At 61.6% G+C, this 14,249-nt stretch carries 17 protein-coding genes; 12 read left to right on the forward strand and 5 right to left on the reverse strand.

Annotated elements, in window-relative coordinates; genetic code table 11:
* Positions 1-61: 61 nt before the first annotated feature.
* From HX815_RS01065 to HX815_RS01110, 10 genes are all read left to right on the forward strand, one after another.
* The gene (locus HX815_RS01065) at positions 62-847 is read left to right on the forward strand and encodes a TatD family hydrolase (protein WP_177027695.1); all 786 of its coding nucleotides are present in this window, start codon (positions 62-64) and stop codon (positions 845-847) included.
* A 438-nt stretch (positions 848-1,285) separates the two neighbouring features.
* Positions 1,286-1,939 carry a TetR/AcrR family transcriptional regulator gene (locus HX815_RS01070; protein ID WP_004371278.1) on the forward strand — a complete coding sequence of 218 codons (654 nt, stop codon included), beginning with the start codon at positions 1,286-1,288 and terminating at the stop codon, positions 1,937-1,939.
* Positions 1,940-2,078: 139 nt separating this feature from the next.
* Positions 2,079-3,047 carry a GTP 3',8-cyclase MoaA gene (locus tag HX815_RS01075; RefSeq protein ID WP_004371275.1) on the forward strand — a complete coding sequence of 323 codons (969 nt, stop codon included), beginning with the start codon at positions 2,079-2,081 and terminating at the stop codon, positions 3,045-3,047.
* A gap of 75 nt (positions 3,048-3,122) precedes the next feature.
* Positions 3,123-3,728 carry a DUF4823 domain-containing protein gene (locus tag HX815_RS01080; protein WP_004371272.1) on the forward strand — a complete coding sequence of 202 codons (606 nt, stop codon included), beginning with the start codon at positions 3,123-3,125 and terminating at the stop codon, positions 3,726-3,728.
* A 17-nt stretch (positions 3,729-3,745) separates the two neighbouring features.
* Positions 3,746-4,306: a DUF1285 domain-containing protein gene (locus tag HX815_RS01085; protein ID WP_177027696.1), complete on the forward strand. Its 561-nt coding sequence runs from the start codon at positions 3,746-3,748 to the stop codon at positions 4,304-4,306.
* A gap of 70 nt (positions 4,307-4,376) precedes the next feature.
* Positions 4,377-5,090, forward strand: coding sequence for a GntR family transcriptional regulator (locus HX815_RS01090; RefSeq protein WP_080673275.1), 714 nt, complete (start codon positions 4,377-4,379; stop codon positions 5,088-5,090).
* Positions 5,087-6,088 (forward strand): ADP-ribosylglycohydrolase family protein, encoded by a 1,002-nt coding sequence (locus tag HX815_RS01095; RefSeq protein WP_177027697.1) that lies wholly within the window; start codon positions 5,087-5,089, stop codon positions 6,086-6,088. Before HX815_RS01090 ends, HX815_RS01095 begins: the two co-directional genes overlap by 4 nt.
* A 193-nt stretch (positions 6,089-6,281) precedes the next feature.
* Positions 6,282-7,748: a cytosine permease gene (locus HX815_RS01100; protein ID WP_063027958.1), complete on the forward strand. Its 1,467-nt coding sequence runs from the start codon at positions 6,282-6,284 to the stop codon at positions 7,746-7,748.
* Positions 7,741-8,661, forward strand: coding sequence for a PfkB family carbohydrate kinase (locus HX815_RS01105; protein ID WP_177022191.1), 921 nt, complete (start codon positions 7,741-7,743; stop codon positions 8,659-8,661). The genes HX815_RS01100 and HX815_RS01105 overlap by 8 nt, the downstream gene beginning before the upstream one ends.
* Positions 8,662-8,699: 38 nt before the next feature.
* The gene (locus tag HX815_RS01110; protein WP_177027698.1) at positions 8,700-9,428 is read left to right on the forward strand and encodes a bifunctional 2-polyprenyl-6-hydroxyphenol methylase/3-demethylubiquinol 3-O-methyltransferase UbiG; all 729 of its coding nucleotides are present in this window, start codon (positions 8,700-8,702) and stop codon (positions 9,426-9,428) included.
* 129 nt (positions 9,429-9,557) lie between these two features.
* On the opposite strand, the gene HX815_RS01115 is transcribed toward HX815_RS01110, so the two are convergent.
* The 5 genes from HX815_RS01115 to HX815_RS01135 form a co-directional block, all read right to left on the reverse strand.
* Positions 9,558-9,938 carry a Rho termination factor N-terminal domain-containing protein gene (locus tag HX815_RS01115; RefSeq protein ID WP_177027699.1) on the reverse strand — a complete coding sequence of 127 codons (381 nt, stop codon included), beginning with the start codon at positions 9,936-9,938 and terminating at the stop codon, positions 9,558-9,560.
* A 57-nt stretch (positions 9,939-9,995) separates the two neighbouring features.
* Positions 9,996-10,262 carry a hypothetical protein gene (locus HX815_RS01120; RefSeq protein WP_087692767.1) on the reverse strand — a complete coding sequence of 89 codons (267 nt, stop codon included), beginning with the start codon at positions 10,260-10,262 and terminating at the stop codon, positions 9,996-9,998.
* A 48-nt stretch (positions 10,263-10,310) separates the two neighbouring features.
* The gene (locus HX815_RS01125; protein ID WP_177008408.1) at positions 10,311-10,658 is read right to left on the reverse strand and encodes a hypothetical protein; all 348 of its coding nucleotides are present in this window, start codon (positions 10,656-10,658) and stop codon (positions 10,311-10,313) included.
* A gap of 85 nt (positions 10,659-10,743) precedes the next feature.
* Entirely contained in the window at positions 10,744-11,937 is a 1,194-nt protein-coding gene (locus HX815_RS01130) for an MFS transporter (RefSeq protein ID WP_177027700.1), read from the reverse strand.
* Between the two features lie 86 nt (positions 11,938-12,023).
* On the reverse strand, positions 12,024-12,683 hold the full coding sequence (locus tag HX815_RS01135; RefSeq protein ID WP_177027701.1) for an HD domain-containing protein: 660 nt from the start codon (positions 12,681-12,683) through the stop codon (positions 12,024-12,026).
* Between the two features lie 112 nt (positions 12,684-12,795).
* Between HX815_RS01135 and HX815_RS01140 the strand changes: the two genes are divergently transcribed.
* Positions 12,796-13,275: a GNAT family N-acetyltransferase gene (locus HX815_RS01140; RefSeq protein WP_004371239.1), complete on the forward strand. Its 480-nt coding sequence runs from the start codon at positions 12,796-12,798 to the stop codon at positions 13,273-13,275.
* 149 nt (positions 13,276-13,424) lie between these two features.
* The gene (locus HX815_RS01145; RefSeq protein ID WP_004371237.1) at positions 13,425-14,246 is read left to right on the forward strand and encodes an SDR family oxidoreductase; all 822 of its coding nucleotides are present in this window, start codon (positions 13,425-13,427) and stop codon (positions 14,244-14,246) included.
* Positions 14,247-14,249 lie beyond the last annotated feature (3 nt).

The raw sequence follows: 14,249 nt of genomic DNA on the forward strand, positions 1-14,249 counted from the left end.
TCAGTGGCCGACGGGTGTATCGTTGGCCAGACACTTTCCGTGACTCAAGTTGTAGATCCCTATGCTCGTAGATTCCCATTGCCACCTTGATCGCCTCGACCTGGCCCAGCACGGCGGCTCCCTCGACGCCGCCCTTGAAGCTGCGCGCCAGCGTGGGGTAGGGCACTTCCTGTGCATCGGCGTCAGCGCGGAAAACGCCGCCGACGTCAAAGCCCTGGCCGATCGTTATGCGGATGTCGACTGCTCGGTGGGCATTCACCCGCTGGACCTCAAGCCCGGCGAAGCCCCGGCCCTCGACTGGCTGCTCGGTGAACTCAATCACCCGCGCGTGGTGGCCATCGGTGAGACCGGCCTGGATTACCACTACGAACCGGAAGCTGCCGAGTTGCAGCAGGCGTCGTTCCGTCTGCACCTGCAAGCCGCCCAGCAGACTGGCAAGCCGGTGATCGTCCACACCCGTGGCGCCCGTGCCGACACCCTGACCCTGCTGCGCGAAGCCGCGCTGCCCCAGGCTGGTGTGCTGCATTGCTTCACTGAAGACTGGGACATGGCCAAGGCCGCGCTGGACCTTGGTTTCTACATTTCCTTGTCGGGCATCGTGACCTTCCGCAACGCCGATGCCCTGCGCGATGTCGCGCGCCAGGTCCCGGCAGACCGCCTGCTGGTGGAAACCGATTCGCCGTACCTGGCGCCAATTCCCCATCGCGGCAAACCCAACCTGCCGGAATACGTACGGGATGTGGCGGATTACCTGGCGATGCTGCGGGGCGAGTCCTACGAGCACTTTGCCGAACAGACCACCGAAAACTTCAAGCGCCTGTTCCCGCTGGCCCACGTCGGCCACTGAATCGCAGGCAAAAAAAACCCGGGTTCTGGGGGGTGAATCCGGGCTAAGACCATTAGGAGTAAAACAAGGGTACGCAGTCCGTCGGTACCCAGGTCGACGCGTCACTTGGGGGAGATGCCACGCCGACATTTCAAGTATTGATCAGTATCCGATTCAGTCCAGCCACATCTGATCGTTTTTTAAACAGATTTGGAATACGCCCGCTTCGGTTGAGTTCTCATTGGATGCGATGCACACGCGCCAATCACCTGTTTTATTTCTGACTCGAATCGGCACATTCGTTGGCGTGTTGTAAGTTAAGTGCAAAGGTTGTTCATATAGGCGTTGCCCAACGACCGTTCAGTCGGGATAATCCCGCGCACCGGGTAAAACGTTCCGACAAGCACGGCTTGGGGAGCGAACGCCCTTCCAATATCCATCTCTGCAGACCTTTTTCTTATGCACAAAGAACCCCGCAAGGTCCGTGAGTTTCGCCGCCGCGAGCAGGAAATTCTCGACACCGCACTCAAGCTGTTCCTCGACCAGGGTGAAGACAGCGTCACCGTCGAGATGATTGCGGATGCCGTGGGTATCGGCAAAGGCACCATCTACAAGCACTTCAAGTCCAAGGCCGAGATCTACCTGCGCCTGATGCTCGACTACGAGCGCGACCTGAACGAGCTGCTGCACTCGGCCGATGTCGACAAGGACAAGGAAGCGCTGTCCCGCGCCTACTTCGAGTTCCGCATGCGTGACCCGCAGCGCTACCGCTTGTTTGATCGCCTGGAAGAAAAAGTGGTGAAGGGCCATCAGGTGCCGGAAATGGTCGAGGAGCTGCACAAGATCCGTGCCTCGAACTTCGAACGCCTGACCCTGCTGATCAAGGGCCGTATCAGCGAAGGCAAGCTCGAAGACGTGCCACCGTATTTCCACTACTGCGCCGCCTGGGCGTTGGTGCACGGCGCCGTGGCGTTGTACCACTCGCCGTTCTGGAGCAATGTGCTGGAAGATCAGGAAGGTTTCTTCCAGTTCCTGATGGACATCGGCGTGCGCATGGGCAACAAGCGCAAGCACAGCACTGATTTGCCGAACGCCGAAACGCCGGCCACTTGAATCATTCGCCAGCGTGATGGCGATATGATTTCCTGCCCAGCGCAGTAACCCAGGAATATACTCAGGCAAGGATCTTGCTAAAACTTGATTTTTCAGTCAGGTTTTAGTGCGCCCGAATTATCCTCTGCCGGAGTGATCCATGATCGTTGATCGTCAAGGCAGGCGATTCCGCAATTTGCGGATCAGCCTGACCTCAGCCTGCAATTACGCCTGTACCTACTGCGTGCCCAACGGCAAGCGGCTGGTGGCTGCGCAGGACGAACTGTCGGCCGAGGCGATGGCGCGGGGTGTCGAGTACCTGATCGAGGCCGCCGGCATCGAGCGCCTGCGGATTACCGGCGGTGAACCGTTGGTCAGCCCCAAGCTGGAAGCCTTCATGGGCGCGGTGGGGCAGATGGGGCTCAGTGATATCAGCCTGACCACCAACGGCCAACTGCTGGCGCGCAAACTGCCGCTGCTGGTGGACGCCGGGATTCGCCGGATCAACGTGTCCCTCGACACCCTGGACGCCGACGCCTTCCGCAGCATCGCTCGCGGTGGCGACCTGGCCACCGTGCTCGATGGCATGGACCAGGCGAGCGCCGCCGGAATCAAGATCAAGGTCAACATGGTGCCGCTGCGCGGCCAGAACCTCGACCAGGTGATGCCGCTGCTCGACTACTGCCTGGAGCGTGGCTACGAGTTGCGCTTTATCGAATTGATGCGCATGGGCCACCTGGCCAACGATTCCAACGCGTTCCTGCAGCAATTCGTCAGCCTTCAGCAATTGCTCAGCCTGATCGGCGAACAGTACGAATACCTGCAAGCCAACGCCCCGGTGGACGCCACTGCCGTGCGCTACGAAGTGCCCGGCAAAGGTTTCTTCGGTGTCATCGCCAACGAAAGCGTGCCGTTCTGCCGGACCTGTTCGCGTTTGCGCCTGTCGTCCACCGGCTGGCTGCATGGCTGCCTGTCGTCGAGCAACCGCCACTACGTCGGCGACCTGCTGGACAAACCCCGCCACCAGGCCCTGCCGGCCTTGCAGCGCTTGTTGGTCAAGGCCTTGGGTGACAAGCAGGAAGTGGCCTTCTCCGGCGGCGCCACCATCATGAAGATCATCGGCGGCTAGTCTCGCAAGCTGGCGCAAAATCTGCATCTCGTGCCCATTCGCCGGTTTTCCGTCACCGGCCTTTGGAGAATTAGGATGCGTAGTCTGGTTTTGGTGCTGGCGTCACTCGCGCTGGGTGGCTGCATGACCGTCAGTGATATGGCCGAAGGCACGCGCTATCAGATGAGCGATGCCGGGCTGCTGGACCACAGCGATACTCGCCGCGTCAATTCGGTCCGCATACAGCCGGACTCCTTCGTCTTCATCGCCCAGGGCGCCTTCACCCCGCCGGGCAGTGCTTATCCACGGCCTAACGTGGTGGCCGAGGAAGCCTTCAACGGCTTTGTCGAATATTTCCCGATGGTCCGCCGCGCCCGCAAGCCGGAAGGCCTCGAGCAGGCGATGTCGGAAGCCCGCGCGGCGGGTGCGCATTACCTGCTGTACTGCCGCTTCGCCCAGGCGGATGACCGTATCGGCAACGCCGATGAATGGTCTGACCAGGAGGCGGTGGATCGCCTGGGTATCGACACCGGAACCATCCAGGTCATGTTGATCGAGACCAGTACCCAGTATTTGATTGATACTGTGCGGATTCACAGCCGTGGCGGTTTACTGACGTTCCACGACAACAAGCCTGAAGATCTGATCGGCAAGCCCCTGGCGCACTACGCGCGCAGCCTGTTGGGCATGAGCGATCAGTAAGACACAAGGAGTACAGCATGACCGATCCGGCCAAGGCCAATGACCTGTTGGCGCAATTGCCCAAGGGCAAGGGACCTGCACCGGTGCATCTGTGGAATCCGGCGTTTTGCGGCGATATCGACATGCGCATCGCCCGCGACGGCACCTGGTTCTACATGGGCACGCCGATTGGCCGCAAGCCGATGGTCAAGCTGTTCTCCACTATCATTCGCCGCGATGGCGATGATTATTTCCTGATCACCCCGGTGGAAAAGGTCGGGATCAAGGTCGATGACGCGCCCTTTGTCGCCGTGACCCTGGAAGTCGAAGGGCAGGGCGAAAGCCAGGTCCTGCGCTTTACTACCAACGTGGATGAGCAGGTCGAGGCCGGTATCGAGCATCCGCTGCGGGTGGTGATCGACCCGGACACCCAGGAACCCTCGCCATACCTGCGGGTGCGCACCAACCTCGAAGCCCTGGTTCACCGCAATGCGTTCTACCAGCTGGTGGAGCTGGCGGTGACCCGTCCGATCAACGGTAAGAACTGGCTTGGCGTCTGGAGCGGCGGGGTATTTTTCCCCATCGGCCTGGAGCCCTGAGGCTGATTTCTCGCTATCCCTGAAATAAATCGCTTGCTGTAGCCGGGCGCTTTCGGTTATCAATTTGTACATGATTAGACATGTCCGATTTGATAAGAAAAAACGCGTCGTCGACGAGCTGATCCGCCGTATCGAGGGTGGAGTGATGGCTGACGGTGTCCTGCTGCCGGGCGAGCACCAACTGGCCGAAGAGTTTTCCGTCAGCCGCGGCACGCTGCGTGAAGCCCTGGCCGAACTCAAGCGCCGCAGCTACATCGCCACCCAAAGCGGTGTCGGCTCCATCGTCACCTTCGACGGCATGGTGCTCGACCAGCGCAGCGGCTGGGCCCAAGCCCTGGCCGACACCGGCGCGGTGGTGACCTCCGAAATCCTGCGCCTGGAAGCCGTCACCCGTCCGGACCTGCTCAGCCGTCACGGCAGCGACCAATTCATCGCCCTCGACCGCCGCCGTCGCGCTGCCGACGGCACGTTCGTGTCCCTGGAGCGCTCGCTGATGCCGGCCTCCGGTGGCCTGGAAAGCCTGCCGCAAGTCGGCCTGATCGATAATTCCCTGACCATCACCCTGGCGGCCTATGGCTATGTCGGCGCCACCGGCAACCAATGGATCGGTGCCGAGCCTCTGAACGAAGAAGACGCCCAGCTCCTGGGGCGCCCGGTGGGCACGGTGTTCCTCAAGGCCCTGCGCACCACCTACGACCGCCAGGACCGCTTCATGGAATCCGTCGAAAGCCTGCTCGACCCTCTGCATTTCCGCTTGCACCTTCAATTTGGAACACCGACATGACCGCCACCACCCGCGCCCTCGGCGCCTTCTACGGCCTGGCCTTGGGCGATGCGTTGGGCATGCCCACCCAGTCCCTGAGCCGCGAGCAGGTCAAGGCGCGTTTCGGCGCGATCACCGGCCTGGAAGATGCCGACGCCGATCAGCCGATCGCGCCGAACATGCCCAAGGGCTCGATCACCGATGACACCGAACAGGCGATCCTCGTCGGCCAGTTGCTGGTGGACGGGCAGGGCAGGATTGAACCCACCGAACTGGCCCAGCGCCTGATCGACTGGGAAGCGGTGATGCGCGCCAAGGGGTCCCAGGATTTGCTGGGCCCGTCCACCAAACGGGCGATCGACATGATCCTGGCGGGCCATACCCCGGAAGAATCCGGGCGCTACGGCACCACCAACGGCGCCGCCATGCGCATCACCCCGGTGGGCATCGCGGCGGACGTCAACGACCCGGCGCAGTTTATCCAGGCGGTGATCCAGGCGTGCCAGGTCACCCACAACACCAACCTGGGCATCTCCAGCGCGGCGGCGGTGGCGGCGGTGGTTTCCGCCGGGGTCAACGGCGTCGATCTGGGCGAAGCGCTGAACATCGGCACGCAGATCGCCCAGCAGGCGGAAAACCACGGCCACTGGATTGCCGGCGGGCGCATCGCCACCCGCATCAGTTGGGCGCGCACCTTGAGTGTCGACAGCGGCGACAAGGCGCTGTTTACCGACCTGCTTTACGAATTGATCGGCACCTCCGTGGCGTCCCAGGAATCGGTGGTGGTGTCGTTTGCCCTCGCGCAGCAAGTCGCGGTGGGTGAAATGAACGCCATCGAAGCCCTGTGCATGGCCGCCAGCCTCGGCGGCGACACCGACACCATCGCCGCGATTCTCGGTGCGATGCTCGGTGCGTGCCTGGGGATGCAGTGCTGGCCTGAGGCGATGATCGAACAGGTCAAGCAGGTTAACCAACTGGACCTGGAACCCTTGGTCCAAGGCCTGCTCAAGCTGCGCTGAGCACCGCAGATCGAAACATGTGGGAGCTGGCTTGCCTGCGATAGCGGTCGATCAGTTGATGAATCATCGACTGACACCACGCTATCGCAGGCAAGCCACACATTGATCCAGTCGAGTCAGGAAGACCGGAACACAGATTCAACTTGCCAACCTGCCACAACCACAAAAAAACAGGCATCAGGAGCACCCCACCATGAGTACGTCCTCTTCCGGCCAAAGCGCCGGGCAATTGGAAACACGCGGCATCGAGCCGGTCCCGGAAGGCGAGTGCAACGGCCATCCGCTGCAACTGTTCTGGGTCTGGTTTGCGGCCAACATCAGCATCCTCGGCTTGCCCCTGGGCGCGACCCTCGTAGCGTTTCGCGGCCTGGCGATCTGGCAGGCAATCATCGTGGCGATCCTCGGCGCCGCCGGCTCGTTTGCGGTGGTGGGCATCATCTCCATCGCCGGCCGTCGTGGCCGTGCACCGAGCCTGACCCTGTCCCGGGCGATCTTTGGCGTACGCGGCAATATCGGCCCGACGCTGGTGTCGCTGATGTCGCGCCTCGGCTGGGAAACCGTCAACACCACTACGGCTGCGTTCGTGCTGTTGTCGTTGTGCTCGATCCTGTTCAATTCGCCGGTTGCCGCCAAAAGCGCTCCGGTACTGACCCTGCTGTTCATCGGCATCTTCGTGCTGCTGACCCTCGCCGTGTCGGGCCTGGGTCATGCCACCTTGCTGGTGATCCAGAAGTGGGCCACCTACGTGTTCGGCGCACTGAATATCCTGGTGGGCGGCTTCCTCTGCGCCACCATCGATTGGAGCGCGGTGTTCAACGCCACGCCTGCGCCGTTGAGCGCGATGATCATTGGCATCGGCACCATGGCCGCCGGTACCGGTATCGGCTGGGCCAACGCCGGTGCCGACATGTCGCGCTACCAGCATCGCAGCGTCAAGGCCGTGCGCCTGGTGGCCTCTGCGGCATTCGGTGCGGGGATTCCGCTGGTGCTGTTGATCACCCTCGGCGGCTTGCTGTCGGTGGGCAACAACGACCTGGCGTCGGCCACTGACCCGATCATCGCGATCCGCGACATGCTGCCGACCTGGATGGCGGTGCCGTACCTGATCACCGCGTTTGGCGGGCTGTTGCTGTCGAATAACCTGTCGGTGTACTCGGCGGGCCTCACCACCTTGACCCTCGGTTTGAAGGTCAAGCGCGTGCACGCGGTGATCGTCGACATCGTTGCGATCTTCGCCGGTTCGATCTACTTCATGCTGATCGCCGACAGCTTCTACGGCCCGTTCATCACCTTCATCTCGTTGCTGGCGGTACCGATCACCGCCTGGGTCGGGATCTTTGTGGTCGACCTGATTCATCGCCACTACTACAGCCCCAAAGACCTGCTGGACGTAACGCCAAGCAGCGCCTACTGGTACCGTGGCGGAGTTGAATGGCGTGCGTTCGGCGCCTGGGCGATTGCGATCGTGCTGGGCTTCAGCTTCACCACCATCGGCACCACGGCCGAGAACATCTGGTTCGCCGGGCCGCTGTCCGATTCGTGGCTGGGCCATAACGGCCTGGGCTGGATCGTCACCTTCCTGGTGGCCGGCGGGATTTATGCGGTACTGGGTGGCGCGGCTGATCGTCGTCCGGCTTTGGTAGAGAGCGCTAATGTCTAGATTGCTGCACAGCGGCCAGGTCATCGTCGACCTGGTCATGTCCCTCGACACATTGCCCGCCACCGGCGGCGATGTATTGGCCAACTCCGCCAGCTTCGAAGCCGGCGGTGGCTTCAACGTGATGGCCGCGGCCCGACGCAATGGCTTGCCGGTGGTCTACCTGGGCCGCCATGGCACCGGCCGCTTCGGCGACCTGGCGCGCGCGGCGATGCAGGCCGAGGGCATTGAAATGGCCCTGGCCGCCAGCGACGACAAGGACACCGGCCTGTGTGTGTCCCTGACCGAAGCCACTACCGAGCGTACCTTCATTTCTCATATTGGCGCTGAGGGTGACTTGCTGGCGCAAGACCTGGCCAATGCGGTACCACGCGACGACGACTACGTGTACGTCAGCGGCTACAGCCTGCTGCTGGAAGGCAAGGCCCAGGCGTTGCTCGATTGGCTATTGGAATTGCCGCGCCAGATCACGGTGGTGTTCGATCCGGGCCCGCTGGTGAAGGCACCGGACTCGGCCTTGATGGTCGCCCTGTTGCCGCGTATCGATATCTGGACCAGCAACGGTCCGGAAGCGCTGGCCTTTACCGGCGCGAGCGATCTGGCGGGGGCATTGCTCAAGCTCAACGAGCACTTGCCCGCCGACACCTTGCTGGTGGTGCGCGATGGACCGAATGGCTGCTGGATCAGCCGTAATGGCCAGGCCGAGCATGTGCCGGGATTCAAGGTCAAGGCGGTGGACAGCAACGGTGCGGGCGATGCTCACGCCGGGGTGTTTATCGCTGGCCTGGCCAATGGTTTGGCGCCAGCTGTCGCGGCACGTCGCGCGAACGCGGCGGCGGCCTTGGCGGTCACGCGCTGGGGGCCGGCCACCTCACCGGGCACGGCTGAAGTGGATGCGTTGTTGAGCGAGGGCTGATTCGGCAGAATAGTCGCCATTCAGCACGGAGCAGCGTCATGACCCAGAACATCTACGACACCGAGGTTTTCTTCGAGGGCTACAGCAAAATGGGCCGCTCGGTAGAAGGCCTCGCCGGCGCGCCGGAGTGGCCGGCGTTGCAATCCATGCTGCCGCCGATGCCAGGGTTGAAAGTGGTGGACCTGGGTTGCGGCTACGGCTGGTTCAGTCGCTGGGCCCGGGAGCAGGGCGCCGAGCAGGTGCTGGGGCTGGATGTCTCGCAAAAAATGCTGGCGCGGGCAAAGGAGATGACTTCGTCGTCGGCCATCACCTATGGCATCGCCGACCTGGAAAAACTCGACCTTCCGGATGCCGCTTTCGACTTGGCCTACAGCTCATTGGCGTTTCATTACATCGTCGATCTGAAAGGCCTGTTCGCGCGTATCCATCAAGCGTTGGTGCCGGGCGGGCGGTTGGTATTTTCCATCGAGCATCCGATCTTCATGGCGCCCCGGCAGCCGGGCTGGCTGATTGATGAGCAAGGGCGCAAGAGCTGGCCGGTGGACAGCTACCAGTTGCAAGGACCACGGGTGACAAACTGGCTCGCGGAGGGTGTGATCAAGCAACATCGCACCGTGGGCACGTTGCTGACGCTGTTGATCCAGGCGGGGTTCACCCTGACCCATGTAGACGAGTGGGGCCCGAGCGAAGCGGACCTGAAGGCCCGTCCCGCACTGGCAGAAGAGCTTGAGCGCCCAATGATGCTACTGGTGGCCGCCCACCGCTGATTCCTTGGGTGAAAACCCGACCAAAAAATGTGGGAGCGGGCTTGCTCGCGAATGCGGTGGCTCAGCCAATGAATCTGGCACTGATACACCGCCTTCGCGAGCAAGCCCGCTCCCACATTTTGATCCGCTTTAACCGGCCTTTTTCAGCGCCTCAATCAACTCATCCTTGCGCATCGTCGAGCGCCCGGGAATGTCCTTGGCGCGCGCTTCCTTCAGCAAGCTTTCCTTGGTCTGTGTACCCAGCGAAACCCGGCTGTTACGCGGATGCCCCTCACGGCTGGCCGCAGCCCGCTTGGCCGACTCATGCCGGTCCTGGGACTTCTTCGCCGGCGCCTTGCGCTGGCCTGAACCGCCGGCCTTTTCGCCGCCGCCAGACTGCTTGTTGACGGTGGCCCAGGCCCGCGCCTCGGCTTCTTCTTTCGACAAGCCCTGGTGCTCATAACTCGCTTCGATATGGGCGGCCTTGCGCTTCTGTTCGGTGGTGTATTTGGCTTTGCTTCCACGAGGCATTGCGATACTCCTTCTGGCCCTCATACAAGATACAAGGGCCAGACCAGGCAAGGTGTGTTATTGGCTCGCTTCGCTTTCAAGCTTGCGAGCCGCTTCCACGCCGGACGCGGTGAGCTTGATCGGCAGGTTCAGCGAATGTTCACCGGCATCGTTGCAGGTCACATGGCCTTCCTTGATCCACCCGCGGTCCTGCAAGGTGGCCAAGGCGCTGGCCACCACTTTTTCACCTCGGTAGTTGTCCAGCACTTCTTTGCCCAACCCACTGGGATGAGCGTGGAGCAGACGGGTGAGGACTTCTTTTTCAAGGTTGTGATCGACGTTCATGCATACCTCTTCACTGGGAAATGGTTGGGTGTTCGTCTTTCTTGCGCATTAAGGCGCTGGCTGTTTTGGCGCGCCGGGGATGTTGGAGTCATCGCCTTTATTGATCGAGGGCGAAGTGGCACCTGGTCCCATTTTGCCGTTGGGCACCGCACCGCTGTTGCGATTGGTGTCGTCGCCCTGGGTGCGTGGGTCCCTGCTGTTGTCGATGATGGCGCCGCCGTTGGTGTCCATGCCGGTACCCATCGAGTCCTTCGACTCCTGGGCGGCCGGGTTGGGCGGGCTACCGACAGGGTCGGTCGGGCCGGTGCTGGAACCTGTGGTGGCAGCAAAGCTGCTCAGCGAAACAGCAGACAGCAAACCGGTGAGGGCGAGGGCGGCAAATTTGGAAGTCGTCATGATGGTGTCTCCATATGATTAATGTCCTTACCTGATATTGGTCCGCCCCCGTTTGTGATTCGTGCCTCGATACCGACGAACGGTCTTATGTCGCTTGTAAGATTTTGTGTGATGAGATTCGGCGCCAGATCAACCGCGCCACCGTGATCAGCCAATTGAGCAGCGCCACCGCCAGTACGCTCATCAACAGGGTCGGCATGCCGTATTCGACGATGACCTTGCCCGCCAGCAGCGGGAAACCGAACACCCCGATAAAGTACGCCAGGCTGAACAGCAGCAACGCCTGGGACGTGGTGCCAGCGGGTGCCTCGTTCGCAGCCAAACCATTGATCACCGAATACGTCAGGCCGTAACCGACGCCCAGGGTGACGGCTGCCAGCAGGTAGCTGTAGTTGCCGCTGACCCTGAACCCGAACAGGAAAATCGACACCAGCATCAACCCCGACAACACACACGCCGCCCAATACGGATCACGCTTGACCACGATGCCGGCGATCAGCAGGCGGCTGGTAATTGCCGCACTCATGAAGCCCAGGAAGAACAGCGAATAGTCCAGCCCGTGCAGCGTTGCGTAGCTGGTCTGGAAACTCGACAGCCCGCCAAACACGCAACCGCCGAGGCCCACCATGATGATCGCGAACACCGCCCGGGACGACAGCACCTTGCGTGTCGCTGACCAGGAAATCTTCGCCACCGGCGCGGTGTGTTGACTCAGCGCGCGACCCAGTCGCCAGAAAATCAGCACACCCACCAGGCTCGCCAGCGCTGCTATATGAAAGGCCGCCGTCAGCGAAAAATCCAGGGCACTTGCCGCCCGCCCCAGCAGTGGCCCGGAGCCGATTCCGGTCATCATGCTGCCCGACAGCAGGGCAAAATACTTGGCCCGTTGCGCCGGTTCCACCAGCATCGCGACGATGATCGGCCCCAACGTGTAGAACACGCCCCAGCCCAATCCCAACGACAAGCCAAAGAACATCAAGCCCTCGCCGAACCCCGGCGCCAGCGCAAAGCCCAGGCACGCCACCACCAGCAATACGCCGAGCAGGGCGATCGACCTGGCAGCCCCCAGCAGGTCGGCCAGATGCCCGGAAACCAGCACCGCCACAAAGGTGCTGAGCATCGCCATGGAGATCACGCTGCCGGCGTCGTGTTCGTTGCCGCCGCGCGAATGGATCAGCAGCGACAGCAAGAATGTCGAGCCATAGGACAGGGAAAGCAGGTAGCTGGCGAGGCAGAAAAGGGCGAACAGTTTTCCGCCGACCGCAGGTGAGGCGTGCATGGAAGAGCCTTGCGTCTGTTGGATTTATGCCCAACTTTTTACCATGCACGGCACGTGGGATTGTTCTGTGGTTCGCGGTGCTTGCGTTAGCCCGCAGCGGAGTATGGTGTGCCGATTTCTTCGATGAACAGATCCATGAATCCCTTCAGCCGTTCATGGCGCGCCAGGGCCATGCGTTGCCCCGTCGGCGTCTGAAATCCGCTCGCCAGATGCAGCAGCTTGGTCTGGAAATGATCGAGGCAAAAGCGCTTGTCGTCGTACTCGCGATGCTGCGCCGTTGGGTCAGCCGGGTCATACAGCCCGCTGCCCATGCGCCCGGCGATGTAAAATGTGCGGGCCACGCCGATCATGCCGAGGGAGTCCAAACGGTCGGCATCCTGCATAATCTTTGCTTCAAGCGTCACCGGCGTCAGGCCCGCCGAAAAGCTGTGGGTCTCGATGGCGTGGGTCACCGCTGCAATCGTCTCGGGCTGCCACGCCAACCCCTGCAAAATCTGCCCGGCCTTGTCCGCCGCCAATGTTGAGGCCTTGGAACGCAACGGCGAATTCTTCTCCACCGCGACGCAGTCATGGAGCAGCACCGCCGCCAGCAGCACCTCCAGATCGCCACCTTCCTCTGCCTGGATCGACCGCACGTTGTGCCACACCCGTTGCAAGTGCGACAGGTCGTGGGCGCCGTCTTCCGAAGGCTCAAGGGCGTGAGGCAATAACGTCGCGGCGAGGTCGGTCAAGGGCGTGAAGGGCATGGGGATTCTCAAAGGTCGATGGCCTGCAGGTTAGCCGCGAATCAAATTGCACTGCAATCGGTCATTAAAGCGCCTTAGTATGTGTGCTCTCTTTCCCTGACAAGGCCTGCCCATGACCATCGAGATTCGCCCCGCCGTGCCCAGCGATGCTGCGCAGATCCTGACCTTCATCACCGAGCTTGCCGACTATGAAAAAGCCCGGCACGAAGTGATCGCCAGCGTGGTGGACATCGAGCGCAGCCTGTTCAGTGAAGGTGCCACCGCCCACGGCCTGATCTGCCTGCGCGACGGTTTGCCGATCGGCTTTGCGGTGTTCTTTTTCAGCTATTCCACGTGGCTGGGCAGCAACTGCCTGTACCTCGAAGACCTGTACATCAACCCCGAGCAACGCGGTGGCGGGGCGGGCAAGAAGTTGCTGCGCCACCTGGCGAAAATCGCCTGTGACAACGGCTGCGGGCGTTTCGAGTGGAGCGTGCTGGACTGGAACGAGCCGGCCATCGCGTTCTACAAATCCATCGGTGCCCAGCCCCAGGAAGAGTGGGTACGCTACCGCATGGAAGGCGACGCCCTCAGGGATTTCGCACAGGGTTAAGTGTGCATAAAGGACCGGCTTTTAAAGCCGGTTTTTTTATATATTTGCTCACTATATGGGATGATAATTTATATATTGAGATGTTCCGGTTTCTGGGTTTATAGTCTTGCGCATCAGCACTCACTACCAAAAACAAAACAGGTGAAGCGATGCAGGCACAACCGTTGTCGTTACCTCCGGTGCCCGAGCCGACTTACGGCGAGCGACTGAAGAACAAAGTCGTGGTCATCACCGGTGCCGCCCAAGGCATTGGCGAGGCTATCGTCGCCTGCTTCCAGGCTCAGCAGGCGCGCCTGGTGATCGGTGATATCCAGGGCGAGAAGGTCGAGCAGGTCGCCGCCCACTGGCGCGAACACGGCGCCGAGATCTACGCACAACCTGTCGACATCACTTCCAAGGATCAATGGCGCGCCCTGGTGGACGTAGCTATCGAACGCTTTGGCCGCGTCGATGTGCTGGTCAATTGCGCCGGCGTCAACGTGTTCCGCGACCCGCTGGAAATGACCGACGAAGACTGGCGCCGCTGCTTCGCCATCGACCTCGACGGCGCCTGGTACGGCTGCCGTACCGTGTTGCCGCACATGATCGAGCAAGGCATCGGCAACATCATCAACATCGCCTCCACCCACTCCAGCCACATCATTCCCGGCTGCTTCCCGTACCCGGTGGCCAAGCACGGCTTGCTCGGGCTGACCCGCGCGCTGGGCATCGAATACGCGCCCAAGGGCATCCGCGTAAATGCCATCGCGCCGGGCTATATCGAAACCCAACTCAACGTCGATTACTGGAACGGCTTTGCCGACCCGCACGCCGAGCGCCAGCGTGCCTTCGACCTGCACCCGCCCAAGCGCATCGGCCAGCCGATTGAAGTGGCGATGACGGCACTGTTTCTTGCGACCGATGAGGCGCCCTTTATCAATGCCACCTGCCTGATGATCGATGGTGGGCGGTCGGTGATGTACCACGATTAAAAC

This window comes from Pseudomonas sp. E6002, assembly GCF_013385565.1.
GTDB lineage: Bacteria > Pseudomonadota > Gammaproteobacteria > Pseudomonadales > Pseudomonadaceae > Aquipseudomonas.